The organism is Agromyces sp. NPDC060279 (assembly GCF_042726785.1).
Classification (GTDB): domain Bacteria; phylum Actinomycetota; class Actinomycetes; order Actinomycetales; family Microbacteriaceae; genus Agromyces.
This window is the reverse complement of record NZ_JBHXBK010000001.1, coordinates 1,292,881-1,316,200: the sequence shown is the minus strand read 5'-3', so window position 1 is coordinate 1,316,200 and position 23,320 is coordinate 1,292,881. Positions and strand designations below refer to the sequence as shown.

Here is a 23,320-nt window from a genome sequence, read left to right as displayed (position 1 = left end):
GGGCCCGCGCTCAGTCCTTCGCGTGCTCCTCGATGTCGCGGCCGAGCTCGTCCTCGATGAGCACGTCGCGACGCACGTGGTCGGTGCGGTAGGCGCTGCGGCCGAGCATGTGCGCGGTCATCGGCTGGGTGAGCAGCTGGAACGTCATGATCAGGATGACGGTCGTGAGCACGCCCCAGGTCGGCACCCGCAACACGATCGCGAGCAGCACCGCGGCGAGGCCGAACACCTGCGGCTTCGTGGCGGCGTGCAGCCGCGTGAGCACGTCGGGGAAGCGGACGATGCCGATGCCGGCCGCCATCGACAGGAACGCGCTCACGAGCACGAGCACGCCGACGGCGAGGTCCGCGGCGTTCACGAGGCGTCCTGCTTCGCCATGAAGCGGGCGATCGAGATCGAGCCGACGACCGCGAACATCGCCAGCACGAGCAGCACCACGAGGGTGTCGGTGTGCCGGTTGATCGCCATCTCGGCGCCGAGGGCGCAGATCGCGATCGCGAGCAGCACGTCGGTCGCGAGGGCCCGGTCGAGGATCGAGGGGCCGCGGATGATCCGGTAGACCGCCGCGATGGCGCCGATGCCGAACATCAGGCCGGCGATGATGGCGACGATGGTGAGGAAGGTCATGCGTCCTCCTTCGGGGTGTGGTCGTGCGGTGCCTCGGCGGGCGTGTGCCCGGCGCGCTCGGCCCGACGGGCCTTGCGGGCAAGCCGCACGTCGACGGCCTGCTGGTGCGTGCCCATCGCGAGCACGATGCGCTCCTCGGTGCCGAGCACCTGGCGCTTCACCCGCTCGACGTCGTCGTGGGTGCGGGTGCCGAGGGCGTGCAGGTAGAGCAGGCCGCGCTCGCGGTCGATGTCGACCACGACGGTGCCGGGCACCACGGAGATCGCCTCGGCGGTCAGCGTGGTGACGAGGTCGCTGCGGGTGAGCAGCTGCACGGCGATGATCGCGTTCGACGGCTTCCACCACGGCGCGACCGCGAGGAACGCGACCTGCAGCGAGGCGAACACGACGTCGAACATCATGCGCAGGCCGAGCAGCAGTCCGCGCCAGGGATTGAAGCGGCCCGAGAGCAGCACCGGCGGCAGGTACAGCGCGCGCGTGACGGTGATGGCGAGCACGATGCCGCTGACGACGGTGAGCACGTCGATGTGGTCCCAGAGCATGACCCAGAGCAGCACGAGCGCGATGAGCAGCGGCAGCTGCCGCCAGACGGCGCCCCAGCGCGACACCTCGTGGGCCTGGCTCATCGCACGCCTCCCGGGAAGACGAGGCCGATGTACACGCTCGGGTCGACGAGGTCGGCGGCGGTGCGCCCGGCGAGGTCGAAGAGCGGTCCGGCGAAGACGGTGAGCAGCACGGTGATCGCGACGAGCGCGGTCGTGACGACGACCATCGGCACGGGGATGGTGCGGGTCGCGACGGCGGTGTCGCCGCTGCCCTCCCACTCGAGCACCGAGTTCAGCAGGGGCGAGTCGTAGCCCTCCACCTCGTCACGGTCGCGCCAGAACGCCATGTTCCAGAAGCGGGTGAGCGCGTAGAGCGTGATGAGCGAGGTCGCGGCGCCCGCGGCGATGACCGTCCAGGTGAGCCAGGCCGGCCCGCCGACGGACTCCGGCGCGCCCTCGGCGCCCGCGATGAACAGGCCGAGCTTGCCGAGGAAGCCCGAGAACGGCGGGATGCCGCCGAGGTTCAGCGCCGGGATGAAGAACAGGATGGCGAGCAGCGGCGAGGCCTTGAGGAGGCCGGCGAGCCGGTTGATGGAGGTGGAGCCGCCGAAGCGCTCGATGAGCCCGGTGGTGAGGAACAGCGCCGTCTGCACCGTGATGTGGTGCACCACGTAGTAGATGGTCGCGGCGAGACCGAGCTCGGTCGCGAGCCCGATGCCGAAGATCATGTACCCGATGTGGCTGACGAGGGTGAACGAGAGCAGGCGCTTGATGTCGGCCTGGGTGAGCGCGCCGAGGATGCCGACGAGCATGGTGAGCCCGCCGATGACGAGCAGCAGCGTCGAGACGTCGCTCTCCTGGAAGATCACCGTCTCGGTGCGGATGATCGCGTAGACGCCGACCTTCGTGAGCAGGCCCGCGAACACGGCGGTGACGGGCGCCGGCGCGGTCGGGTAGGAGTCGGGCAGCCAGAACGATAGCGGGAACACCGCCGCCTTGATGCCGAAGGCGAGCAGCAGCAGCAGGTGCAGGATGAGCTGCACGCTGTCGGGCAGCTCGGCGATGCGCACCGAGAGCTGGGCGATGTTCGCCGTGCCGGTCGCGCCGTAGATGAGCGCGATCGCCGAGAGGAAGAACAGCGAGGACACGAGGCTCACCAGGATGTAGGTGACGCCCGCGCGGATGCGTTCGCCCGTGCCGCCGAGGGTGAGCAGCACGTAGCTCGCCGAGAGCAGGATCTCGAAGCCCACGTAGAGGTTGAAGAGGTCGCCCGCGATGAAGGCGTTGAAGACACCCGCCGACAGGATCAGGTACGCCGGGTGGAAGATCGACACCGGGGTCTCGCGATGCCGATCGGCGACGCCCTGGCTCACCGCGTACACGAGCACGCCGAGCAGCACGATCGCCGAGATGAGCAGCATGATCGCAGCGAGCCGGTCGACGACGAGGGAGATGCCGAAGGGCGGCTCCCAGCCGCCGACCTGCACGACGACACCCGCCCCGCTCGCGTCGACCGTGGCGAGCAGCACCGCCGAGATGACGGCGACGGCGGCGAGCACGCTCGCCGAGACGGCCATCTGCGCGCGCCGGTGCCGGCCCAGCACGAGGGTGACGGCGGCGCCGAGCAGCGGCAGCAGCACGACGAGGGGGACGAGGATCGCGGGGTTCACGGGCGCACCTCCTCATCGGGCCGTTCGGGGGACTGTTCGAACTCCTCGTCGCTCGCGTCGATGAGCTCCTGGATGGCGAGGTCGTCGGCCGCGGAGCTGCGGATGAGGCCCTCGGCCTCCTCGACGTCTTCTTCGAGGTCGTCCTCGTCGCCGACCAGGTCGCCCTTCTCGCCCAGCCGGGCGAGCCACCAGGAGCGGTAGATGAGCGCGAGCATGAACGCCGTGATGCCGAGGTTGATGACGATCGCGGTGAGCACGAACGCCTGCGGCACCGGGTCGGAGATGTCGTCGGCGGTGACGCCGTCGGAGAGCAGGGGCGCGAGGCCGGGCGCGCCGCTCATCAGGAAGATGAGGATGTTCACGGCGTTGCCGACGAGCAGGAAGCCGATGAGCACGCGGGTGAGGCTGCGCTCGAGCATGATCGTGATGCCCGCGCCGAAGAGCACGGCCATCAGCACCACGAGGGTCAGCGAGGCGGTCATGCGCGCACCTCCGTCTCGGCGCCGTTCTGCTCGAGTTCGTTCTCCTCCTGCTGGCGGTCGACCTCGGCGCCGAGCGAGCGCAGGATGTCGAGCACGAGCCCGACGACGACGAGGTAGACGCCGATGTCGAAGAGCGTGGAGGTGCCGATCGAGATGGTGCCGAGCAGCGGCACCTCGGTCTCGAACCAGCTCGACTCGAAGACGGCGAGGCCGAAGAAGAGCGAGGATGTCGCGGTGCCGGCCGCGAGCAGCAGGCCGGTGCCGAGCAGGTGGCCCGCGTCGACCGGGGCCGCCTCGCCGAGCTCGTAGCGCCCGCCCGCGAGGTAGCGGGCGACGAGGGCGAGGCCGGCGAGCAGGCCGCCCGCGAAGCCGCCGCCGGGCGCGTTGTGCCCCACGAACAGCAGGAACACGGAGACGACGATCGCCGGGTGGAAGAGCAGCCGGACGAGCACCTCGATGAGGATCGAGCGCCGGCGCGGCGACAGCGTGCGGCCGGCCAGCAGCCAGGTCTGGCGGGTGGCCGCGGCTTCGGCCGCGGCATCCGACTCGCCCTCGACGTCGGCGAGGCGCGGACGCGCGCCGCCGATGCTCGACGCCGTCTCGGGGACGGGACGGAGCCGGTTGCGCCGGTCGGGCCGCTCGTCGAGGCGCGGCGCGCCGCCCGTGCGGCCGGAGACGAAGATGAGGCTCGCGACGCCCGTGGCGACGGCGACGAGCACGGAGATCTCGCCGAGCGTGTCCCAGGCGCGCAGGTCGACGAGCATGACGTTCACGATGTTCGTGCCGTGCGCCTCGAGCGCACGCTCGGCGAGCCCGTCGACGATGTCGGGCGCGGTGCGCGCGCCGAGCGCGATGAAACCGATGACGCCCATGACCGTGCCGGCGAGCGCGCCGATGAGGGCGCGGCCGAGGCGGTGGACGGGCGGATGCGTCGTCGCGATCTGCTTCGGCAGGCGCCGCATGACGAGCACGAAGACCACGAGCACGATGGTCTCGACGAGCGCCTGGGTGAGCGCGAGGTCGGGCGCGCCCGACATGCCGAAGATGAGCACGAGCCCGTAGCCGGTGACGCTCACGAGCAGCACCGCCGTCATGCGCTGCTTCACGATCGCCGCCGCGATCGCCGCGATGCCCATCACGAGCGCGAGGAACGGCTGCGCCGGGTAGTCCCACAGCCGCACGCTGCCGGGCCAGGCCGTGTTGACGAGCGCCGAGACACCGAGCCCGCCGATGAACACGAGCACGATCATGCCGAGGTAGCCGGGCAGGCCCCGGTACTGGATGGCGGTCGTGACGGCGGCCGCGAAGCGGTCGATCGCGGAGACGACGCCGAGGTAGCCGCGGCCGGAGTCGATGAGCGGAGGCAGCGAGGCCTGCATGCGGGCGACCTTGGCGCGGCCCCAGACGAGGATCGCGCCGAGCGCGAAGACGGCGAGCGAGAGCCAGAGCGCGGGCTCGAGGCCGTGCCAGAGCGCGAGGTGGTACTCCTCCGGGCCGGGGAGTTCGTCGGCGTAGCTCGTGTAGAGCGGCTCGATGAGCGTGATCGTGACGGCGGCGACGAGGCTCCCGGCGGCGAGCACCGCGGGGCTCGCCGCGACCATCGCGGGCTCGCGGTGCAGCGGCGTGGGCGCGCAGTTCGGCCGGGTCCAGAACGCGCCCCAGACGAAGCGCACGCTGTACGCGACGGTGAGCACCGAGCCGAGGAAGGCGAGCACGAGGGCGAGCCAGCCCCAGCCGGCCGCGGGGCCGCCGTCGGCGGTCGCGGTGCCCGCCTCGAGCAGCGAGGTGAACACGCCCTCCTTCGCCACGAAGCCGAGCAGCGGCGGCACGCCGGCCATCGAGGCCGCGGCGACGAAGCCGATCGTCGCGACCACCGGCATCCGCCGGCCGAGCCCGGAGAGCTTGCGCCAGTCGCGGGTGCCGGCCGCGTGGTCGACGATGCCGACGACGAGGAACAGCGCCGACTTGAACAGCGCGTGCGCGGTGAGCAGCGCGACGCCCGCGAGGGCCGCGTCGCGCGTGCCGAAGCCGGTGACGAGCACGAGGAAGCCGAGCTGGCTCACCGTGCCGTGCGCGAGCAGCAGCTTGAGGTCGTACTGCCGCAGCGCGCGCCAGCCGCCGACGAGCATGGTCAGGCCGCCGAGGGCGATGACGATCGGATGCCACACCTCGAGGTCTGCGTAGCCGGGCGCGAGGCGGGCGACGAGGTAGACGCCGGCCTTCACCATCGCGGCGGCGTGCAGGTAGGCCGAGACCGGGGTGGGCGCGGCCATCGCCGCGGGGAGCCAGAAGTTGAAGGGCACGAGCGCGCTCTTCGAGATGGCGCCGACGAGCACGAGGGCGATGCCCCACTCGCCGGCGACCCCGGTGACCGGGTTCGCGACGAGCTCGGCGATCGAGGTGGTGCCGCCCTCGACCGTGAGCAGCACGAGGCCGACGAGCATGGCGAGGCCGCCGAAGGTCGTCACGGTGAGCGCCTGCAGCGCGGCACCGCGGCTCTCGCGGCGGCCGGTGTAGTGGCCGATGAGCAGGTAGGAGAGGACGCTCGTCGCCTCCCAGAACATGAACATCACGTAGACGTCGTCGGAGGTGACGAGGCCCAGCATGACGCCGGCGAAGGCGAGGAGCAGGGCGGCGAAGCGGCCGAGCGCGGGCTCGTCGTCGCGGAAGTACCACGTGCAGTAGGCCAGCACGAGCGCGCCGACGCCGGTCACGACGAGCGAGAGCAGCAGGGCGAGCCCGTCGAGGCGGAAGGCGAGGGAGACGTCGAGCGCCTGGATCCACTCGATCCGCTCGGTGACGACGCCGCCGGCGACGATCTCGGGGAGCAGCGTGAGCAGCCAGCCGAAGACGGCGGCGGGCAGCAGGGCGATGACGAGGAAGGCGCGCCGGCCGATCAGCCTCGTCAACAGGGGCGTCAGCAGGGAGAGGGCGCCGAACACGACGAGGCTGAAGAGCATCCACCCTCCTCACGTCGCAATCGTCCGGCCTCCAGCGTACCTGATCGTTCCGAGGTTTATCCAGTTTTATTCATTCTGGATAAACCGGCCCAAACTCACTAAGATGCCTCCATGGACAGCGTCAGCAATCCGTACACTCCGAATGCGGGGGCGGCGCCCGAGGTCATGGTCGGCCGCGACGAACAGCTCGAGGCCTTCCGCGTGCTCCTCCAACGGCTCGAGCGGCACCGCACCGAGCAGTCGATGATCATCACCGGCCTCCGCGGCGTGGGCAAGACCGTCCTGCTCGGCCGATTCGGCGAACTCGCCCGGGCCGCCCACTGGGAGGTCGTGGAGTTCGAGGCCAGCCGGCACGACGAAGCCCGCTTCCGCCAGCTGATGTTCTCCCAGCTGAAGTCGACGCTGCTGCGGCTTTCGCCGCGCGCGCGGTGGACGGCGTGCGGGCGCCGGGCCGCCGAGGTGCTGAGCGCCTTCGCCCTGCCGGTCGTGAAGCACGGCGCGTTCGGGCTCTCCTGGGACGTGACGCCCGCCGAGGGCGCCGGCGACCACGGCGACCTCGGCATGGACCTCACCGACGTGCTGCTCGCCTTCGGCGAGGCCGCCGACGAGCAGGGCCACGGCATCGCGCTGCTCGTCGACGAGGTGCAGTTCCTCGCCCGCACGCAGCTGGAGGCGCTCATCCAGGCGGTGCACAAGACCGTGCAGCGCAAGCTCCCCGTCGCCTTCGTCGGCGCCGGCCTGCCGCAGACCGTGGAGCTCGCCGGCGACGTCAAGGCGTACGCCGAGCGGCTGTTCAGCTTCTCGCACCTCGGCGCGCTCGGCGGCGAGGACGCGCGCCGGGCGCTCGCCGAGCCCGCCCGGCTCGAGGGCATCGAGTTCGACGAAGACGCGCTCGAGCTCGCCCTGGAGCTCACCCACGGCTATCCCTGCTTCCTGCAGGAGCTCGGCGCGCAGGTCTGGAGCGTCGCCGAGGCCCCGCGGGTCTGCCGCGCCGACGTCGCGCTCGCCCGGGAGGCGTACGAGGCGAAGCTCGACGGCGCCTTCTTCCGGGTGCGGCTCGACCGGGCGACGCCGCTGCAGACGGCGTACCTCCGGGCGATGGCCGAGCTCGGGCCCGAGCCGCAGAAGGCGGGCGACGTCGCCCGCGTCATGCACCGCGAATCGACCCAGGTCGGCCCGACCCGTGCCGAGCTCATCGACCTCGGGCTGCTCTACACGCCCGAGCACGGCTACGCGGCGTTCACCGCCCCCGACTTCGACGCGTTCATGCGGCGCGCGATGCCCGAGCTCGTCGTACCCGAGGTGCAGCGCCGCCCCCGCAAGCCCGACTGACCGACCCGTCCGCCCAACACCCGACTTGCCCGACTTTCATGAAAGTCGGGCAAGTCGGTTTCACAGACCCAGGGTTGCCCGACTTTCATGAAAGTCGGGCAAGTCGGGGTGGGAGTGGGCGCGGCAGGGCAAGCTGGAGGCATGTCGATCCTCATCACCGCCGAGGAGCTGGCCGAGCGGCTCGCCGACGAGGCATCCCGCCCGGTCGTGCTCGATGTGCGCTGGAGCCTCGCCGCCCCGGACGGCCGCCCCGCCTACCGAGCCGGCCACGTGCCCGGCGCGGTCTACGTCGACCTCGAGTCCGAGCTGACGGCGCCGCCGTCGCCCGCCGCGGGGCGGCATCCGCTGCCCGACGAGGCCGCGTTCACCGCGACGATGCGCCGCTGGGGCCTGCGCGAGGGCGACGCCGTCGTCGTCATGGACGACCTCGGCAACCAGTCGGCCGCCCGCGCCTGGTGGCTGCTGCGCCACGCGGGCGTCGCCGACGTCCGCCTGCTCGACGGCGGCCTCGCCGCGTGGCGCGCCGCGGGCGGCGCGCTCGAGACGGGCGACGTCGAGCCTGAGCCGGGCGACGCGACCGCGCACTTCGGCGCGATGCCGGTGATCGATGCGGATGCCGCGGCCGCCCTCCCCGAGCACGGCGTGCTGCTCGACGCGCGCGCTGCCGAACGGTATCGGGGCGAGGTCGAACCGATCGACCCGGCCGCGGGCCACATCCCCGGCGCGCGCTCCGCGCCGAGCGCCGGCAACCTCGACGCCGACGGGCGCTTCCTGCCGCCCGAGGCGCTCCGCGAACGCTTCGCCGCGCTCGGCGCCGACGGCGAGCGGCCCGTCGCGGTGTACTGCGGCTCCGGCGTCACCGCCTCGCACGGCGTCGCGGCGCTCGCCCTCGCCGGCGTCGCCGCAGCCCTCTACCCGGGCTCGTGGAGCCAGTGGTCGAACGATCCGGCCCGCCCCGTCGCGACGGGGGAGGAGCCGGCCTAGTCGGGTTCGGCGATCCCCGCCGTGCGCAGTGCATGCTCCCGAGCATCCGCCGGCTCACCACGGCGAGGGGCGGTCCGGGTCGCGCCGGCCGTCGTCGGGGGTGCGGGGGAGCGGTTCGCCGCCGCCGCGGATGCAGAGCCAGCGCAGCTCGCCCTCGCTGTCGGGGTGCGCGCGCCAGGTGCGCCACACGTCCTGGCCGACGCGGACGACGCTGCCGGGGCCGACGTCGACGACCTCGTCGTCGAGCCCCATCTGGCCGGTGCCGGCGAGGAACACGTAGAGCTCCTCGATGCGGGCGTGCGTGTGCCAGTAGCCCGCCTCCTCGCCGGGTTCGAGCGCGTTGGCCGACAGACCCAGGTACTGCATGGCCAGCTCGTGGTCGACGATGCGGCGCCCGTCGCGGGAACGCGCGGCGTCGAAGCCGCCGTGGTGCGATCGCCACGCGTCGAGCGCGCCGATCTCGAGCACCTCGTAGTCGCTCATGCCTGCTCCGTTCGTCGGGCCCGCTCGGTGCGGGGCTCCAGCAGCTCGAGGAGCCCGCGCACGGCGGAGCGCATCGCGGTGTCGTCGCCGAGTGCGCGGGACAGGACGTAGCCGCCCTGGATGACCGCGACCGCGGTGGTCGCCCGGCCGCGGGCCGCGGCGGCGTCGAGCCCCTGCTCGGCGAACGCCTGCGCGACGAGCTCGATGAGCCCGGTGAAGTAGCGGGACACCTCGCCCCGCAGGGTCTCGTCGCCCATGACGACGGGATCGGCCGTGAGCCGGCCGACCCGGCAGCCCGCGGTCGCTTCGCGCGGCCGTTCGAGGTAGTCGGTGATGCGCCGCTGCGGCTCGTCGGCTCCGTCGAGCGTCGCGGCGGCGGAGCCGAGCGTGTCGTCGACGGTCTGCGCGACGGCGGCTGCGGCGAGATCCCGCTTCGACGGGAAGTGGTGGTAGAGGCTGCCCTGCCCCACGCCGCTGCGGGCGAGCACCTCGCGCGGGGTCGTCGCGGCGACGCCGTTCGCCGCGTACAGCTCCTGCGCGGCCTCGATGAGGATGCGTCGTGCCTCGGTGGTCATGCCCCGAAGCATGCCATACCTAGAGGTAGGTATGCCACCCTCGATCAGGCCGGGCGGTACCCCACGGCGGTGATCGTCGAGGCATCCACCCGGTCGATGCCGCGCTCGGCGAGCAGGGCGGTGAAGCGCTCGCGCACCCGGTGCCTGGCCTTCTTGCCGAGACCGTCGAGGAGGCTGCGCCGCCCCGTGCCGAGCACGAGCCGCCAGGCGAAGTCGTCGTCGAGCGCGAGATGACGCGGCACGGCGTCGGCGCGTACCCGCTCCAAGCCGAGCCCGTGCAGCCAGCCGGCCACCGCGCCCGTCGTGCCGGGCGTGCGGTCCGCCTCCTGCGGGGCTTCGGGGGAGCCGCCGCCGACCTCGGCGACGGCATCCGCCAGCGCCTGCCGGAAGGAGTGGAAGGCGCCGTGCTGCCAGACCGTGACCGCCACCCGGCCACCGGGCCGGGCGCGCTCGATCAGGGCACGGGTGCCGTCGTCGAGCTCGTCGAAGAAGAACACGCCGAGCACGCACTGCACGAGGTCGTAGCCGGCCGGCTCCCACTCCCGCACGTCGCCGACGTGCAGACGGAGCCGGGGCAGGCCGCCGACCGCCTCAGCGCGGGCGCGGGCGAGCTCGACCATCGGCGCGGCGGCGTCGACCGCGTCGACGAGCCCGTCGGGGCCGACGAGCTCCGCGGTCGGCACGGCGGAGGCGCCGGTGCCGCAGCATGCGTCGAGCACCGTCTCACCGAACTGCGGTGCGCTGCGCGCGACCGCGGACAGCGAGATCGGCTGCCAGAGCTCCTCATCGATCGCGAGGACGGCGTCGGCGTGCCTGACGAAGCGCCGGACGGCGTCGGGTTGCTGCTGCTCGTCCCCCATCCGACTATTGTGGCCCCCATCGGGGCGTCAGGCGCAATGCCGCGCCCCGTCGAGGCCGTCTCGGTGCTCGCCGCGGCGGCCCCGTCGCAGCCCGTCTCAGCGAATCGAAAGGCGCATGCGGCAGACTGGGCGGCAGCGCCCGCAGGCCCGCACCGCCTGGAGGCCGCGCTCCGATCCCGCATCACGAATCGAGACCTCATGAACCGCGCCCTGCGCCGCACCGCGCCCATCGCGCTCGCCGCCGCCTCCGCCCTCGTGCTCGCCGGATGCGCCGGCAGCGCCGACGCGCCGGCCTCGTCGAGCGATCCCGCCGCCACCGCGGCCGCCTGCTTCGAGGCGAAGCCGGGCGCCGAGAGCGACGCCGTGAAGGTGTCGGGCGACTTCGGTGGCACGCCGACCGCGGAGTTCGCCACGCCGCTCGCCGCCGACGAGCTGCAGACCACCGTCGCGATCAAGGGCGACGGCGACAAGACCGAGTCGGGCGTGAGCGCGAACGTCATGCTCACCATGTTCAACGGCACGAGCGGCGAGCAGATCGTCTCGCAGGAGGTGCCGCTCGCGATGGGCGACACGAGCCTGCTCGAGGCGTTCCGCTCGGCCATCGACTGCCAGCCGTACGGCACCCGCACCGTCACCGTGGCGCCCGCCGCCTCGCTCTACGGCGAGACCGGCAACGAGTCGCTCGGCGTCGCCGCCGACGACACCGTCGTGATCGTCGCCGACGTCGTCGAGGAGTACGTCGAGCCGACCCCCGAGCCGCTGCCGACCCCGGCCGAGTGGACCACGAACGTGCCTGAGGTCACCTTCAACGGCGACAAGACCCCTACGGTCGTCATCCCGAAGACGGATGCCTCGACCGAACTCGAGCTGAAGGTGCTCGAGCCCGGCGACGGCAAGACCGTGGCCGACGGCGACCAGGTGACCGTGCAGTACGCGGGCCTCACCTGGGACGACGGCCAGGTCTTCGACGACAGCTACTCGCGCGGCGAGCCGGCGACGTTCTCCACCTCGGGCGTGATCCAGGGCTTCGGCGCGGCGCTCGTCGGGCAGAAGGTCGGCACGAAGCTCATCGTGACGATCCCGCCGGCCCTCGGCTACGGCGCGGAGAAGAGCGACTCGAACGAGCTCGCCGGCCGCACCCTCGTCTTCGTCGTCGAGATCGTCGACACCGCCTCGGCGGGCTGATCCCCGCACGCTGAGCATCGACGGCTGAGGCCCGGGCGCATCGCCCGGGCCTCAGCCGTGTTCGCGGTTCAGCCCACCGCCGTCTCGACCGCCCACCAGAGGAGCGCCGAGGCGAACCAGAAGCCGAGCACGAAGACCGTGTCGCGGCGGCGCCAGCGGCTGATCGTGCGCTCGGTGCGCGAGTCGTGGGCGCCGAAGGCGCGGGCGTCCATCGCGAGGGCGACGCGCTCGGCGTGCCGGATGGCGCTCGCGAGCAGCGGCACGGCGAGGCCGACGGTGCCGCGCAGCCACGCGATCGGCCCGCGTCCGCGGTCGACCCCGCGCACGCGCCGGGCCGCGCGGATGACCTCGAGCTCGTGGCCGAAACGCGGCACGAAGCGCATCGCCGCGAGCGCGGTGTAGCCGAGCCGGTACGGCACCCGCAGCTGCTGCACGAGCGCCCGCACGAGCTCGGCGCCCGTCGTCGTGAGCCCCGAGACGAACGCGAGCAGGATGATCGCCGCGATCCGCAGCGCCGTCGCGAGCCCGACGAGGTACATCGCGCCGGTGAAGCGCCAGGCGCCGAGCTCGGCGAGCACGAGCTGCGAGCCGGTCGCGTCCGCCGGCAGCGTGGCCGGATCGACCCAGATGCCGAAGCTCACGCCGAGCACGGCCGCGAGCGCCGGCACGCCGAGCAGGATCACGAGCACCCAGCGCAGGCCGAGCCGAGCCCCGACGAGCAGCACGAGCGCCGCGAACACCGCGAAGGCGAGCGGCAGCGGCACGCCGCGGGTGAAGACGAGCGCGATCATCACGGGCACGGGGCCCGCGAGCGTCGCGAGCGCGTTGAGCGAGCGCAGGGCGCCGCCGCGCGCGACGGTCGTCTCGCCGAGCGCGCTCATGCGCGGCCGCCCGGGGCGGGCAGCTGCGCCCAGCGGGTGACGGCGCGCCACTCCGGGTGGTTCGCGAGTCCGCGGGTGGCGCGGGCGAGCGGCGGATGCCGGAGGCCGGCCTGCTCGATCAGGGGACCGGCGAGCACCTCGGCGGTCGGCCCGACGCCGAGCAGCCGACCCTCCGCCATGACGGCGACCCGGCTCGCGTGATCGGCGACGAGCTGCAGGTCGTGGGTCGCGGCGATCACGGTCGTGCCCGCGTCGTTCAGCTCGCGCAGCAGCGCGACGAGCTCGCCCGCCCGCTCGCGGTCCTGGCCGAACGTCGGCTCGTCGAGCACCAGCAGCGGCGCGCCGGCGATGAGCGCCGTGCCGACCGAGAGCCGGCGCTTCTGCCCGCCGGAGAGCAGGAAGGGATGCCTCGTCGCAGCCTCGGCCAGGCCGAAGCGCTCGAGCATCGAAGCGACCGACGCCGCCCGCTCCGCCTCGGGCACGCCCTGGAGTGCGAGCGCCTGCTCGAGTTCACCCGCGACGGTCCCGGCGACGAACTGGTGCTCGGGGTTCTGGAAGACGTAGCCGATCGCGCGGCTGCGCGTCGCGGCATCCGCCCTCGACGGATCGATGCCCGCCGCCTCGATGCGTCCGGCCGCGGGCGCGAGCACCCCGGCGAGCGCCTGCAGCAGGCTCGACTTGCCGGCGCCGTTCACGCCGACCACCGCGAGGAAGTCGCCGGCGGGCACCTCGAGGTCGATCTCGTGCACGACGAGCGGGCCGCGCCGCCCGCCCCGGCGCACCGAGACGCCGTGGGCCGAGACCACCGGGGGAACGGCCGGCGAGCCGGCCTCGACGGGCATCGGCGCCGGTGCCGCTTCGCGCGGCGCGGGCAGCGTCGGCGCGGCGTCGAGGGCGGCGCCGAGCTCGGCCGGGGTGATCGGCAGCGGCTCGATCGCGACGCCGGTCTCGCGCAGGCGCAGCGCGGCGAGCGTGGAGACGGGCAGCCACACGCCGAGCGCGGCGAGCTCCTCGGCGCGGCCGGTGAGCACCTCGCGGGTGGGGCCGTCGGCGACGAGCCGGCCGTCGGCGTCGAGCACGACGACGCGGTCGACGAGGTCGGCGGCGGCGTCGAGGTTGTGCTCGACGAGCACGATCGCGTGGTCTCGATCGGAGGCGAGCTCGCGCAGCACCGCGTACACCTCGTCGATGCCCGCCGGGTCGAGGTTCGCCGTGGGCTCGTCGAGCACGAGCACGGGGGAGCCCATGGCGAGGGCCGCGGCGATCGCGAGCCGCTGCCGTCCGCCGCCGGAGAGCCGCGCGGGGTCGTCGGCGCGCCGCTCCCAGAGGCCGACGAGCTTCAGCGCCCGCTCGGCGCGCTCGAGCACCTCGGCGACGGGCAGGCGCAGGTTCTCGGGGCCGAAGCAGACCTCGTCGAGCAGCGTGGTCGTCACGACCTGCGCGTCGGGGTCCTGGAACACCATCGCGACCCGCTCGGCCAGCTCGCCCACGCGGTGCTCGCGGGTGTCGAGCCCGCCGACGAGCACCCGGCCGTCGAGTTCGGCCGGCACCGAGTGCGGCACGAGCCCGTTCAGCGCGAGCGCGAGGGTCGACTTGCCGCAGCCGGACGGGCCGAGCAGGAGCACCACCTCGCCGGGCCGCACGACGAGGTCGACGCCGTCGGGCGTGGCGCGTTCGGCGCCCTCGTGCCGGATGCGGACGCCCTCGAGCTGCAGCAGCGGGGCGTCGGGCATGAGGCAAGCCTAACCACGTGGGCCGGGCGGATGCCGAGAGCCCGGTCAGCTCGGGAATACCCCGCCGCCTACCCGTGTTGTGTCTGTGTTCGGGGCGGAGAGTCCGTCTCGACAGTGAAGGAGGCGGAACGTGGGCATCAGCTACGTCGAATTCGAAGACGAGCACGGAGTTCTGCGCCGCTACCGCAAGCACGCGAATGGACGCGGCCTCGTCGCGACCACCGCGAAGGTCGACCCGACGGCCTACGTCGATCCGACCGCCTACGTCGATCCGGGTGCCGTCGTGCAGCGCGGCGCCTCCATCGAGCACGGCGGATGGGTCGAGGCCGATGCGATCGTCGCCGAGCGCGCGGTCATCGGAGTGAACGCCCGCATCGGGCACGGTGCCGTCGTCGGCCGCAGCGCGGTCGTCGGCCCGTACGCGACGGTGGGCCCGGACGCGAAGGTGCACAACGGTGCCCGCGTCCCCCGTGACACGTCCGTCGCCGAGGGCACCGAGTACCGGCCCTCGAGCGACGACCTGCGCCGGCTCGGCCTCGCGGCCTGAGCCCGCCGTCCGGCCCGGCCACCCCCTGGCCGGGCCGGACTCCCATCCCCGGTGTTTGCGAATCTCCTCGCGGGAGGAGATTGACCGCGCGGGAGGATGCTCCGGCCGAAATCGTCCTCCGCGGCGGGCGATCACCTCCGCGGAGGCCCGGGTGAATCCTGAACGGAGGCCCTCGGCGGGCTACGCCGCGAGCGCCTCCGCGAGCAGGGTGAGCGACTGCTCCCGGCCCGGGGCGGCGTCGCGCGGCTCGTCCGCCCGGGCGCCCGCCACGGGCGACACCATGATCTCCTCGACCCCGTGCCGGGTGGCGAGCGTGCGCAGCTCGGCGGCCGCGGCATCCGCGTCGCCGATGATCCAGCGGTGCCGCATCGCGTCGATGAGCTGCTCGGCGTCGGAGTCGCGGGGAGCTGCGAGCGCCTGGTCGACGGTCTCGAGCGGGCGCATCGGCCGGTTCAGCCGGAGCCTCGCCATCGCCCGCAGCTGGGGGAGCGCCCGCTCGGCGGCCTCCTCGGCCGTCGGCGCGACGACGACGTTCGCCGTGAGGAACGTCTCCGGCTCGGGGTGCGCCTCGCTCGGCCGGTAGCCGCTGCGGTACAGCTCGAGCGCGCGCTCGAGCCCCTCGCCCGAGAAGTGGTTCGCGAACACGTACGGCAGCCCCAGCTCGGCGGCGAGCTTCGCCGAGTAGTCGCTCGAGCCGAGCAGCCACAGCGTCGGCACCTCGGTCGCCGCCGGCGTCGCCTGGATCGCGTACTCCCGGCCGCTCGTGAGCCGCAGGGTCGCGCCGTCGGGGGAGAGCAGCGCGAGGATGTCTGCGATGTGGTCGGGGAAGCGGTCGACGTCGGCCGTCGGGCCCGAGATGCGCAGCAGCTGCGTGATCACCGGATCGCTGCCGGGCGCCCGGCCGATGCCGAGATCGATGCGCCCCGGCGCGAGCGCCTCGAGCGCGGCGAACTGCTCGGCGACGACGAGCGGCGCGTGGTTCGGCAGCATCACGCCGCCGGAGCCCACCCGGATGCGCTCGGTGCTCGCCGCGGCCGCCGCGATCAGCACGGGCGGCGTGGTCGAGGCGACCGAGGGCATGTTGTGGTGCTCGGCGAACCAGTACCGCTCGTAGCCCGCGCGGTCCGCGAGCCGGGCGAGCCCGATCGAGGCGCGCACCGCCTCGGCACTCGTCTGGCCGTCGCGGACGGGAATGAGGTCGAGGACGGAGAGCTTCGGCGTCGTGGTCATCACTCCTGCCAACGCCGGGAGCGGCGGCCGCTATTCCAGCGGCCGATCCTGAACATGCCATCCGGATGCCGCAGCTGGGGGTGTTGCCGAGCGGTGCGCCTTCCTATGGTGGGGAGGGAGCGACATCGCCGTCGCTCACGATCCTCGAGGGGGTACGGATGACGGTCCACTACGAACTGCCCACGGCCGCGGATTTCTCGGTGCTGGCGGGGGCGCATCACCCGGCGGTCACGATCTACGCCTCGACCTCACCCGTGGTGAGCGAGCGCGAACGCGCCGAGGTGGCGGTCAAGAGCGGCTTCGACGAGGCGCTCGAGCACCTGAAGGCCGCGGGCGCCGACACCGCCGAGCTCGACGCGATCCGCGCCGAGCGCGACCGGATCCTCGGCGACCAGCAGCTCTGGGGCGGCCTCGCCCGCTCGCTCGCGCTGTTCGTCTCGCCGGACGTGAGCGAGGTGTTCGTACTGCCGAACCGGCTCGACGACGCCGTGCACGTCGGCTCCCACTTCACGCTCGGCCAGCTGCTGCGCGCCCCGAGCCAGGACCAGGAGGCCTTCGCGATCACCATCTCGGCGAGCGAGTGGGCGCTCTGGCACGCGACCCCGACCGACCGCGCCGTGAAGCTGCCGATCGATCAGCAGGGCACCGCGAACCTCGACGAGGCCACCAACCGCGAGCCCGGCGAGGACAAGCCCCGCGGCTCGAACCGCGGCACCGCGAGCCAGTTCGGCGGCGCCAGCCGGCTGCTCGGCGACGAGGGCCGCAAGACCCTCCTCGACCTGTACGCGAAGCGCGTGATCGAGGTCGCCCGGCGGGAGCTGCTCGAACGCGACCCCGACGAGCGGGTGCCGGTGTTCGTCTTCGCCGCCGAGCCGCTGCTCAGCCTCTTCCTGCAGAACACCAGGAACTCGCGCCGCGTCGTCGCTGTGCCCGGCTCGCCCGACCGGCTCGGCGCGGCCGAGCTCGACGAGATCCTCCGCCGCGAACTCGGCCGACTGAACGTGCGCGAGGCCGAGCGGGCGCTCCGCGCGCTCGCCGAGGGCAGTGCCGGCCGCGTCGAACGCGACCTCGCGGCGATCGCGAGGGAGGCGGCCGACGGCGCCGTCGAGACCTTCTGGTTCGACTTCACCAGCTCGGTCAACGGCACCCTCGACCGGGAGTCCGGCGCGATCGAGTTCGCCACCGACCACGGCGCCGGTGACGCGCTTCCCGACGGCACGCCGGCGGGAGATCTACTGCCGCAGCTCGCCCTGCTCGTCGTCTCGAAGGGCGGCAAGGTCGTCACCGTGCGGGCCAGCGAACTCGACGGCGGCGTCTGGTCGGCACCGGCGATGGCGGAGCTGCGCTTCGCCCTCGCCTGAGCACACCCTCGCGCATGCGCGGAACGGCGGGATGCCTCGGTCGAGGCATCCCGCCGTTCGCGTCTCAGGGGCGGGTCGCGCCCGCACCGCCGCTCGAGGCGGGCGTTCGGAGCGTCCGCGCGTAGTGCTCCTTCAGCACGGCCAGGTGCAGCCAGGACTCGGTGTGCACGACGCCGGGCACGGCGCGGATGCGCTCGAGGCTCGCGTAGAGGGCACCGGGCGACGGCTCGACGAGCGTCATGATGGCGTCGAAGCGGCCGAGCGTCTTCGCGGCGAAGTCGACGCCGCGCCAGCTCTGCAGCGCGGTGAGGAGGGCGTCGTCGGCGCCGGCGAGGTTCAGGCCGACGCCCATCGAGAGCTGCCGGTGGGCGAGGCCGCGCGCCTCGACCGCGCTCACCTTGATCACGCCGCCGTCGACGAGTCGTTGCACCCGGGTCGCGACCGCGGACGGCGAGAGCCGCACCGCTTCGCCGAGTGCGCGGAAGCTCGCCCGGCCATCGCGCTGCAGCTGCTCGATGAGGGCGGTGTCGATGGCGTCGATCGTGATGCCCCCGTGGTACTCGGAGACGAAGAAGCCGCGGATCACCTTCGAATAGATGAGCGTGTTGATCTCGACGACGTTTGCCATCGCGCGGATGCGGGCGAGCAGTCGGTGCAGCGCCGCCATGGAGGAGAGTCGCACCTCGGTGACGAGGTCGTACACCCCGCCGACGGCGGAGACGAGGACGGTCTCGGCGAGCCCGCGCAGCTGCTCGGCGACGGGCTCGACGTCGCCGTCCGTGCGGATCGACACATGCGCGAGCACGTGCTGGCCGAGGAACGAGGGATCGACCGCGGCGACGACACGCACGGTGCCGTCGGCCAGCATCGTGCGCAATCGCGCGGACACCGCCGCGCGCGATTGGCCGAGGCGGCCGGCGAGGGCGTGGATGCTCGCGCGGCCGTCCTCCTGGAGGGCGCGGATCAGCTCGGCGTCGAAGTCCACGCGGCTACGCCGACCGTTCCGAGATTCCGCTGATCGCGAGTGATCACCTGCACAACAGCAGTGTAGCCGCCGGATCTGCCGATGATCGGAACAGTTCTGCTTCGCTGAGCGAGCAAAACTCCAGTGGGTCAGGCGTCCTGCTGGAGTTCTGTGCTTGCTGGCGCCGACGGAGGCTCGTAGCATCCATCGCTGTCCCCTGAATCATCCGCGAAGGAGCGGTCATGACCACCACGCACAGCAGAGCCCGCAGGGCGGGCATCGCCGCGTTCGTCGGCACCACCATCGAGTGGTACGACTTCTACGTCTACGCGACCGCGGCCGCGCTCGTCTTCGGCCCCCTGTTCTTCCCGAGCGGCGACCCGCTCGCCGAGACCGCTGCCGCCTTCGCCACCTTCGCCGTCGCGTTCCTCGTGCGCCCCCTCGGCGGCATCATCTTCGGCCACATCGGCGACAAGCTGGGCCGGCGGACCTCGCTCGTCATCACCCTGCTGCTCATGGGTGTCTCGACCGTCCTCGTCGGCTGCCTGCCGACCTACGACACCATCGGCTTCCTCGCGCCCGTGCTGCTGATCCTGCTGCGCGCGATGCAGGGGCTCGCCGTCGGCGGCGAGTGGGGCGGCGCGGTGCTCATGAGCGTCGAGCACGCCCCCGAGAAGTCGAAGACGTTCTACGGCGGCTTCACCCAGCTCGGCAACCCGGCCGGCGCACTCCTCGCCTCCGGCATCTTCGCCATCATGGCCCGCGCCGGCGACGACTTCATCCTGAACGGCGGATGGCGCATCCCCTTCCTGCTGTCGATCGTGCTCGTGGGCGTCGGATTCTGGGTGCGCTACCGGGTCGAGGAGTCGCCCGTGTTCGAGCAGAAGGTCGAGGGCCGCAAGCAGTCGATGCCGCTCGCCTTCGCGCTCCGCACGAACTGGCTGCCCATCCTCCTCGGCATCGGCCTCCTGCCGATCTCGACCGGCGGCTACTACCTCGCCACCACCTTCGCCACGGCCTACGCGACCGGCGCCCCGATCGGGCTCAGCGAGCAGGTCATCCTCGACGCCATGACGATCGCCTCCTTCGTCGAGTTCGTCGTCACCCTGCCGGTCGCCTGGCTCGGCGACAAGTGGGGGCGGAAGAACATCATGTACCTCGGCCTCGTCGGCTCGGTGGCGACGTTCATCCCGTTCATGCTCGCGATGCCGGGCAAGGTCGAACCGCTGATCTTCCTCCTCGCCTCGCTCGTCCGCATCGCCATGAGCGCCACCTACGCGCCCATCGCCGCGATCCTCGCGCAGATGTTCCGCCCGCAGGCGCGGTACACCTCCATCGCCCTCTCCTACGGCGTCGGCGCGGCGATCTGGGCCGGCTTCTCGCCGTGGTTCGCGACGCAGCTCATCGCCTGGACCGGCAGCATCTGGTCGGTCATCGCGATGTTCGTCGGCATGGCCGTGCTCGCCGGCATCTGCACGCGGCTCGCCCCCCAGCACTCCGACGAGGCCCCCGTCACCGCTTCGTTCACGCCCCGCCTCGACACCAAGGAGACGCCGCTGCCATGAGGAAACTGACCGCATTCGACCGGCCGAGCCAGACCGCCCCGCGGCTCGTCACGGCCCGGGCCATCCACCTCGTCGACGATGCGGGCACCACCGCGACCGCGATGCTCACCGACCGCGGCCGGATCGTCGCGATCGGCACGCCCGCCGAGTGCGAGGCCGCCGCGGAGCGCGCGGGCCTCGCCCCCGAGCGGATCGAGCTCGGCAACGCGGTCGTCGTGCCCGGCTTCATCGACGCGCACGCGCACCCGCTGATGTACGGGCAGATGATGACCTGGGTCGACTGCGGGCCGGCGCAAGCGGGCAGCATCCCGGAGATCGTCGCGCTGCTGAAGGCCGCGGCCGAGCGGCTGCCCGCCGGCCGGCCGGTGCGCGGCTACGGCTACGAGCACCGCAACCTCGCCGAGCAGCGTCACCCCACCCGGTTCGAGCTCGACGAGGTCGCCACCGACCGCGAGGTGTACCTGATGAACGCCTCCGGCCACGGCGGGGTCGTCAACTCCTTCACCTTCGAGCGGAATGGCGTCGACCGCGACACCCCGAACCCCGAGGGCGGCGAGTTCTTCCGCGACGCCGACGGTGAACTCACCGGTGAGCTCTCGGACGCCGCGTGCAACATCCTCACCGGCGTGCACGGCGTGAAGATCGGCCACCACGGGCCGAACTTCCACCTCGCCGACGAGCCCGAGGAGCACCTGCGCCAGCTCGACCTCGCCACCCGCCAGTTCCTGGCCGGCGGTGTCACCACGATCGGGGACGCCCAGGTCTCGCGGCGCGAGTTCGACATGTACCTGCGTCTCGCCGAGGCTGGCCGGCTCGAGCTGCGGGTCTCGATGTACCTGCTCTCGCACCTGCTGGACGACGCCCTCGAGATGGGGCTCGTCGGGCAGTTCGGCAACGCGCACCTGAGCTTCGCGGGCATCAAGTTCTACGCGGACGGCACGCTCGGCGGGTGGACGGCGTACTTCCCCGACGGCTACGTCGGCGATCCCTGCCGCACCGGGCAGCTGTACCACGAGCCCGCCGACTACGCCGAGCTCATCCGCAAGGCGCACGCCGCCGGGCTGCAGACCGCGACGCACGCGCAGTCCCCGACTGCGATCGAGATGGTCGTCTCCGCGATCGAGGCCGCGCTCGCCGAGCGCCCCGACGCCGACGCCCGCCACCGCATCGAGCACTGCGGGCTGCCGACGCCCGAGCAGATCGGGCGGATGGCCGCCTCCGGCATCCGCCCCGTCAACCAGCCGCAGCACTACTACAACTGGGGCGAGGGAGTCGAGGAGGCGATCGGCACCCCGGGCGAGCGGTTCAACCCGCTCGGCGAGTTCGAGGCCGCCGGCGTGCCCATGACGATCTCCTCCGACGCCCCCGTCGCGGACCCCATCCCCCTCGAGGCGATCCAGACCGCCGTCACCAGGGTGACCCGTCGGGGGCACCGGCTCGGCGACGAGGGGCTGCGCATCTCGGCCGCCGCCGCCCTCCGAGCGCACACCCTCGAGGCCGCGGTGTCCCTCGGCCGCGAGGACGACCTGGGCTCGCTCGAGGTCGGCAAGTACGCCGACTTCGCCGTCCTCGGTGCCGATCCGCTCACGTTCGCGGCCGAGCGGATCGCCGAGATCCCCGTGCTCGAGACCTGGGTGGGCGGGGAGCGCCGGCACCGGGCCGCCGCGCCGGAAGGATGGAAGCCGTGACCGACGAGCAGTACGCCGACACGGCCGGGCGAGCCGTTCTCGAGACCATCCGCGCCTACGGCGTCACCACCGTCTTCGGCATCCCCGGCACCCACAACCTGGAGCTCTACCGTCCCCTGGCCGAGCTCGGCATGCGGGCCGTGACGAACCGGCACGAGCAGGGCGCCGGCTACGGCGCCGACGGCTGGGCGCAGCAGACGGGGCTCCCCGGCGTGGTCATCACGACCTCGGGCCCCGGGCTGCAGAATGCGATGAGCGCCATCGGCACAGCCTTCTGCGAGTCGCGGCCGCTCCTCGTGCTCTCGCCCGGGGTCGCCCTCGGTGCCGAGTTCCGCGACGTCGGCACCCTGCACGAGACGAAGGACGCGACCGCGATGGTCGCGGCGATCGCCGAGTGGTCGCGGCGCGTCACGAGCGCCGCGGAAGCGGTGGATGCTGTGCACGACGCGTTCGCGCTGTTCCGCACCGGGCGCCCCCGGCCCGTGCACATCGAGATCCCGCTCGACGTGCTCGAAGGGGCCGCCGGGGTGCCGGCCGCCGCCCGGGCCGCCCGCCCGGCGCCCGCTCCCGAGCCCGGCGACCCCGAGGCGGTCGCGACGGCTGCGGCCCTCATCGCCCGGGCGAGTTCGCCCGTCATCGTCGCCGGCGGTGGATCGACCGGCGCCGTGGCCGAGGTGACCGCGCTCGCCGAGCGGCTCGGCGCCCCCGTTGTGACCACGCTGAACGGCAAGGGCGTGCTCGACGAGACCCACCCGCTCTCCCTCGGCTCGAACCTCCGTATCGCGTCCGCGCGCGAAGTGGCCGAGACCGCCGACGTGCTCATCGTGCTCGGCTCGAAGCTCGGCGAGGCCGAGCTGTGGGTGCCCCGGCTCGAGGCCGGCGGCGCCGTCGTCCGCGTCGACATCTCCGCGGCGCAGCTGCACAAGAACCTGGAGGCGAGCGTCGGCATCGTCGGGGACACCGCCGCGGTGGTCGCCGGCCTGCTCGCCGCACTCGACGCGGAGGGATCGGCGGGTGCGGATGCCGCGCCGCGCGCCTGGCCCGAGCTCGACGCGCGCCGTGCCGCCATCGCGGCAGAGGTGCACGGCATCCTCCCCGAGACGGTCGAGCTGGCCGAGCGCATCGCGGGCGCACTGCCCGAGGACGCGATCGTCGCCGGCGACTCCTCGCAGATCGTCTACCTCGCCCTGGCCAACGTGCTGCGCCAGTCGCGTCCGCACTCGCTGCTGTATACGCCGACGTACGCGACGCTCGGATACGGCCTGCCGGCTGCGATCGGCGCCCGGGTCGCGCAGACCGAGCGGCCGGTGGTCACGGTGATCGGCGACGGGGCGCTCATGTTCTGCGTCAACGAGTTCGTCACGGCGATCGAGCAGCGGCTCGACCTCACGGTCGTCTGCGTCGACAACGGCGGGTACGCCGAGATCAGGCAGAACGAGGTCGACCGAGGCATCCAGCCCATCGGCGTCGACCTCGTCCAGCCCGACTGGGCCGCGCTCGCCGCCGCGTTCGGGGCGAGCGCCCAGCGGGTCGGGCGTGCGGAGGAGGTGGCGCCGACGATCGCGGCGGCCATCGCGGCGGGCGGGGTGCAGTTCGTGCACGTGCCCCAGACCGCGCTCGGCTAGCCCGGCGCCGCGCGTACGATCGT

21 protein-coding genes are annotated in these 23,320 nt (G+C 73.0%); 8 read left to right on the top strand and 13 right to left on the bottom strand.

Annotated elements, in window-relative coordinates; translation table 11 throughout:
• Window positions 1–10: 10 nt before the first annotated feature.
• From mnhG to ACFWE1_RS06175, 6 genes are read right to left on the bottom strand one after another with little or no spacing between them, the layout of a single operon-like run.
• Complete coding sequence (gene mnhG / locus ACFWE1_RS06200) at window positions 11–358, bottom strand: monovalent cation/H(+) antiporter subunit G (protein ID WP_376932598.1); 348 nt, start codon at window positions 356–358, stop codon at window positions 11–13.
• Window positions 355–627: a monovalent cation/H+ antiporter complex subunit F gene (locus ACFWE1_RS06195; RefSeq protein ID WP_376932597.1), complete on the bottom strand. Its 273-nt coding sequence runs from the start codon at window positions 625–627 to the stop codon at window positions 355–357. The genes mnhG and ACFWE1_RS06195 overlap by 4 nt, the downstream gene beginning before the upstream one ends.
• Window positions 624–1,253 carry a Na+/H+ antiporter subunit E gene (locus ACFWE1_RS06190; RefSeq protein ID WP_376932596.1) on the bottom strand — a complete coding sequence of 210 codons (630 nt, stop codon included), beginning with the start codon at window positions 1,251–1,253 and terminating at the stop codon, window positions 624–626. Before ACFWE1_RS06190 ends, ACFWE1_RS06195 begins: the two co-directional genes overlap by 4 nt.
• A complete protein-coding gene (locus ACFWE1_RS06185) occupies window positions 1,250–2,842 on the bottom strand; it encodes a Na+/H+ antiporter subunit D (protein ID WP_189083417.1) in 1,593 nt (530 codons plus the stop codon). Before ACFWE1_RS06185 ends, ACFWE1_RS06190 begins: the two co-directional genes overlap by 4 nt.
• The gene (locus ACFWE1_RS06180; protein WP_376932595.1) at window positions 2,839–3,324 is read right to left on the bottom strand and encodes a sodium:proton antiporter; all 486 of its coding nucleotides are present in this window, start codon (window positions 3,322–3,324) and stop codon (window positions 2,839–2,841) included. Before ACFWE1_RS06180 ends, ACFWE1_RS06185 begins: the two co-directional genes overlap by 4 nt.
• On the bottom strand, window positions 3,321–6,284 hold the full coding sequence (locus ACFWE1_RS06175) for a Na+/H+ antiporter subunit A (protein ID WP_376932594.1): 2,964 nt from the start codon (window positions 6,282–6,284) through the stop codon (window positions 3,321–3,323). The genes ACFWE1_RS06180 and ACFWE1_RS06175 overlap by 4 nt, the downstream gene beginning before the upstream one ends.
• Before the next feature lie 111 nt (window positions 6,285–6,395).
• Between ACFWE1_RS06175 and ACFWE1_RS06170 the strand changes: the two genes are divergently transcribed.
• On the top strand, window positions 6,396–7,616 hold the full coding sequence (locus tag ACFWE1_RS06170) for an ATP-binding protein (RefSeq protein ID WP_376932593.1): 1,221 nt from the start codon (window positions 6,396–6,398) through the stop codon (window positions 7,614–7,616).
• Between the two features lie 141 nt (window positions 7,617–7,757).
• Window positions 7,758–8,600 carry a sulfurtransferase gene (locus ACFWE1_RS06165; RefSeq protein ID WP_376932592.1) on the top strand — a complete coding sequence of 281 codons (843 nt, stop codon included), beginning with the start codon at window positions 7,758–7,760 and terminating at the stop codon, window positions 8,598–8,600.
• A 54-nt stretch (window positions 8,601–8,654) separates the two neighbouring features.
• Here the strand turns inward: ACFWE1_RS06165 and ACFWE1_RS06160 are convergent, their stop codons facing one another.
• From ACFWE1_RS06160 to ACFWE1_RS06150, 3 genes are read right to left on the bottom strand one after another with little or no spacing between them, the layout of a single operon-like run.
• Window positions 8,655–9,083, bottom strand: a complete 429-nt coding sequence (locus ACFWE1_RS06160; RefSeq protein WP_376932591.1) for a cupin domain-containing protein — start codon at window positions 9,081–9,083, stop codon at window positions 8,655–8,657.
• The gene (locus ACFWE1_RS06155) at window positions 9,080–9,658 is read right to left on the bottom strand and encodes a TetR/AcrR family transcriptional regulator (RefSeq protein ID WP_376932590.1); all 579 of its coding nucleotides are present in this window, start codon (window positions 9,656–9,658) and stop codon (window positions 9,080–9,082) included. The genes ACFWE1_RS06160 and ACFWE1_RS06155 overlap by 4 nt, the downstream gene beginning before the upstream one ends.
• 44 nt (window positions 9,659–9,702) lie before the next feature.
• Window positions 9,703–10,518: a class I SAM-dependent methyltransferase gene (locus ACFWE1_RS06150; RefSeq protein ID WP_376932589.1), complete on the bottom strand. Its 816-nt coding sequence runs from the start codon at window positions 10,516–10,518 to the stop codon at window positions 9,703–9,705.
• Window positions 10,519–10,716: 198 nt separating this feature from the next.
• On the opposite strand from ACFWE1_RS06150, the gene ACFWE1_RS06145 reads away from it, so the two are divergent.
• Window positions 10,717–11,703: an FKBP-type peptidyl-prolyl cis-trans isomerase gene (locus ACFWE1_RS06145; protein ID WP_376932588.1), complete on the top strand. Its 987-nt coding sequence runs from the start codon at window positions 10,717–10,719 to the stop codon at window positions 11,701–11,703.
• Between the two features lie 68 nt (window positions 11,704–11,771).
• Here ACFWE1_RS06145 and ACFWE1_RS06140 read toward each other — a convergent pair whose 3' ends face one another.
• Both ACFWE1_RS06140 and ACFWE1_RS06135 read right to left on the bottom strand, forming a co-directional pair.
• On the bottom strand, window positions 11,772–12,584 hold the full coding sequence (locus ACFWE1_RS06140) for an energy-coupling factor transporter transmembrane component T family protein (RefSeq protein WP_376932587.1): 813 nt from the start codon (window positions 12,582–12,584) through the stop codon (window positions 11,772–11,774).
• Window positions 12,581–14,317 (bottom strand): ABC transporter ATP-binding protein, encoded by a 1,737-nt coding sequence (locus ACFWE1_RS06135; protein WP_376932586.1) that lies wholly within the window; start codon window positions 14,315–14,317, stop codon window positions 12,581–12,583. The genes ACFWE1_RS06140 and ACFWE1_RS06135 overlap by 4 nt, the downstream gene beginning before the upstream one ends.
• Before the next feature lie 130 nt (window positions 14,318–14,447).
• On the opposite strand from ACFWE1_RS06135, the gene ACFWE1_RS06130 reads away from it, so the two are divergent.
• Window positions 14,448–14,864, top strand: a complete 417-nt coding sequence (locus ACFWE1_RS06130) for a transferase (RefSeq protein WP_189083430.1) — start codon at window positions 14,448–14,450, stop codon at window positions 14,862–14,864.
• Window positions 14,865–15,044: 180 nt separating this feature from the next.
• Here ACFWE1_RS06130 and ACFWE1_RS06125 read toward each other — a convergent pair whose 3' ends face one another.
• Complete coding sequence (locus ACFWE1_RS06125) at window positions 15,045–16,094, bottom strand: LLM class flavin-dependent oxidoreductase (protein ID WP_376932585.1); 1,050 nt, start codon at window positions 16,092–16,094, stop codon at window positions 15,045–15,047.
• Window positions 16,095–16,252: 158 nt separating this feature from the next.
• Between ACFWE1_RS06125 and ACFWE1_RS06120 the strand changes: the two genes are divergently transcribed.
• Window positions 16,253–17,455: a hypothetical protein gene (locus ACFWE1_RS06120; protein ID WP_376932584.1), complete on the top strand. Its 1,203-nt coding sequence runs from the start codon at window positions 16,253–16,255 to the stop codon at window positions 17,453–17,455.
• A gap of 64 nt (window positions 17,456–17,519) precedes the next feature.
• Here the strand turns inward: ACFWE1_RS06120 and ACFWE1_RS06115 are convergent, their stop codons facing one another.
• Complete coding sequence (locus ACFWE1_RS06115) at window positions 17,520–18,440, bottom strand: Lrp/AsnC family transcriptional regulator (protein ID WP_376932583.1); 921 nt, start codon at window positions 18,438–18,440, stop codon at window positions 17,520–17,522.
• A gap of 221 nt (window positions 18,441–18,661) precedes the next feature.
• Between ACFWE1_RS06115 and ACFWE1_RS06110 the strand changes: the two genes are divergently transcribed.
• From ACFWE1_RS06110 to ACFWE1_RS06100, 3 genes are read left to right on the top strand one after another with little or no spacing between them, the layout of a single operon-like run.
• A complete protein-coding gene (locus ACFWE1_RS06110) occupies window positions 18,662–19,984 on the top strand; it encodes an MFS transporter (RefSeq protein ID WP_376932582.1) in 1,323 nt (440 codons plus the stop codon).
• Window positions 19,981–21,672 (top strand): amidohydrolase, encoded by a 1,692-nt coding sequence (locus ACFWE1_RS06105; protein ID WP_376932581.1) that lies wholly within the window; start codon window positions 19,981–19,983, stop codon window positions 21,670–21,672. The genes ACFWE1_RS06110 and ACFWE1_RS06105 overlap by 4 nt, the downstream gene beginning before the upstream one ends.
• The gene (locus ACFWE1_RS06100) at window positions 21,660–23,297 is read left to right on the top strand and encodes a thiamine pyrophosphate-binding protein (RefSeq protein ID WP_376932580.1); all 1,638 of its coding nucleotides are present in this window, start codon (window positions 21,660–21,662) and stop codon (window positions 23,295–23,297) included. Before ACFWE1_RS06105 ends, ACFWE1_RS06100 begins: the two co-directional genes overlap by 13 nt.
• Window positions 23,298–23,320 lie beyond the last annotated feature (23 nt).

What these genes read in the sequence shown, in the direction of transcription:
- ACFWE1_RS06195 (WP_376932597.1), bottom strand. Translation starts at nt 627, where the DNA reads ATGACCTTCCTCACCATCGTCGCCATCATCGCCGGCCTGATGTTCGGC.
- ACFWE1_RS06190 (WP_376932596.1), bottom strand. Translation starts at nt 1,253, where the DNA reads ATGAGCCAGGCCCACGAGGTGTCGCGCTGGGGCGCCGTCTGGCGGCAG.
- ACFWE1_RS06180 (WP_376932595.1), bottom strand. Translation starts at nt 3,324, where the DNA reads ATGACCGCCTCGCTGACCCTCGTGGTGCTGATGGCCGTGCTCTTCGGC.
- ACFWE1_RS06175 (WP_376932594.1), bottom strand. Translation starts at nt 6,284, where the DNA reads ATGCTCTTCAGCCTCGTCGTGTTCGGCGCCCTCTCCCTGCTGACGCCC.
- ACFWE1_RS06170 (WP_376932593.1), top strand. Translation starts at nt 6,396, where the DNA reads ATGGACAGCGTCAGCAATCCGTACACTCCGAATGCGGGGGCGGCGCCC.
- ACFWE1_RS06165 (WP_376932592.1), top strand. Translation starts at nt 7,758, where the DNA reads ATGTCGATCCTCATCACCGCCGAGGAGCTGGCCGAGCGGCTCGCCGAC.
- ACFWE1_RS06160 (WP_376932591.1), bottom strand. Translation starts at nt 9,083, where the DNA reads ATGAGCGACTACGAGGTGCTCGAGATCGGCGCGCTCGACGCGTGGCGA.
- ACFWE1_RS06155 (WP_376932590.1), bottom strand. Translation starts at nt 9,658, where the DNA reads ATGACCACCGAGGCACGACGCATCCTCATCGAGGCCGCGCAGGAGCTG.
- ACFWE1_RS06150 (WP_376932589.1), bottom strand. Translation starts at nt 10,518, where the DNA reads ATGGGGGACGAGCAGCAGCAACCCGACGCCGTCCGGCGCTTCGTCAGG.
- ACFWE1_RS06145 (WP_376932588.1), top strand. Translation starts at nt 10,717, where the DNA reads ATGAACCGCGCCCTGCGCCGCACCGCGCCCATCGCGCTCGCCGCCGCC.
- ACFWE1_RS06140 (WP_376932587.1), bottom strand. Translation starts at nt 12,584, where the DNA reads ATGAGCGCGCTCGGCGAGACGACCGTCGCGCGCGGCGGCGCCCTGCGC.
- ACFWE1_RS06135 (WP_376932586.1), bottom strand. Translation starts at nt 14,317, where the DNA reads ATGCCCGACGCCCCGCTGCTGCAGCTCGAGGGCGTCCGCATCCGGCAC.
- ACFWE1_RS06125 (WP_376932585.1), bottom strand. Translation starts at nt 16,094, where the DNA reads ATGACCACGACGCCGAAGCTCTCCGTCCTCGACCTCATTCCCGTCCGC.
- ACFWE1_RS06120 (WP_376932584.1), top strand. Translation starts at nt 16,253, where the DNA reads ATGACGGTCCACTACGAACTGCCCACGGCCGCGGATTTCTCGGTGCTG.
- ACFWE1_RS06110 (WP_376932582.1), top strand. Translation starts at nt 18,662, where the DNA reads ATGACCACCACGCACAGCAGAGCCCGCAGGGCGGGCATCGCCGCGTTC.
- ACFWE1_RS06105 (WP_376932581.1), top strand. Translation starts at nt 19,981, where the DNA reads ATGAGGAAACTGACCGCATTCGACCGGCCGAGCCAGACCGCCCCGCGG.
- ACFWE1_RS06100 (WP_376932580.1), top strand. Translation starts at nt 21,660, where the DNA reads ATGGAAGCCGTGACCGACGAGCAGTACGCCGACACGGCCGGGCGAGCC.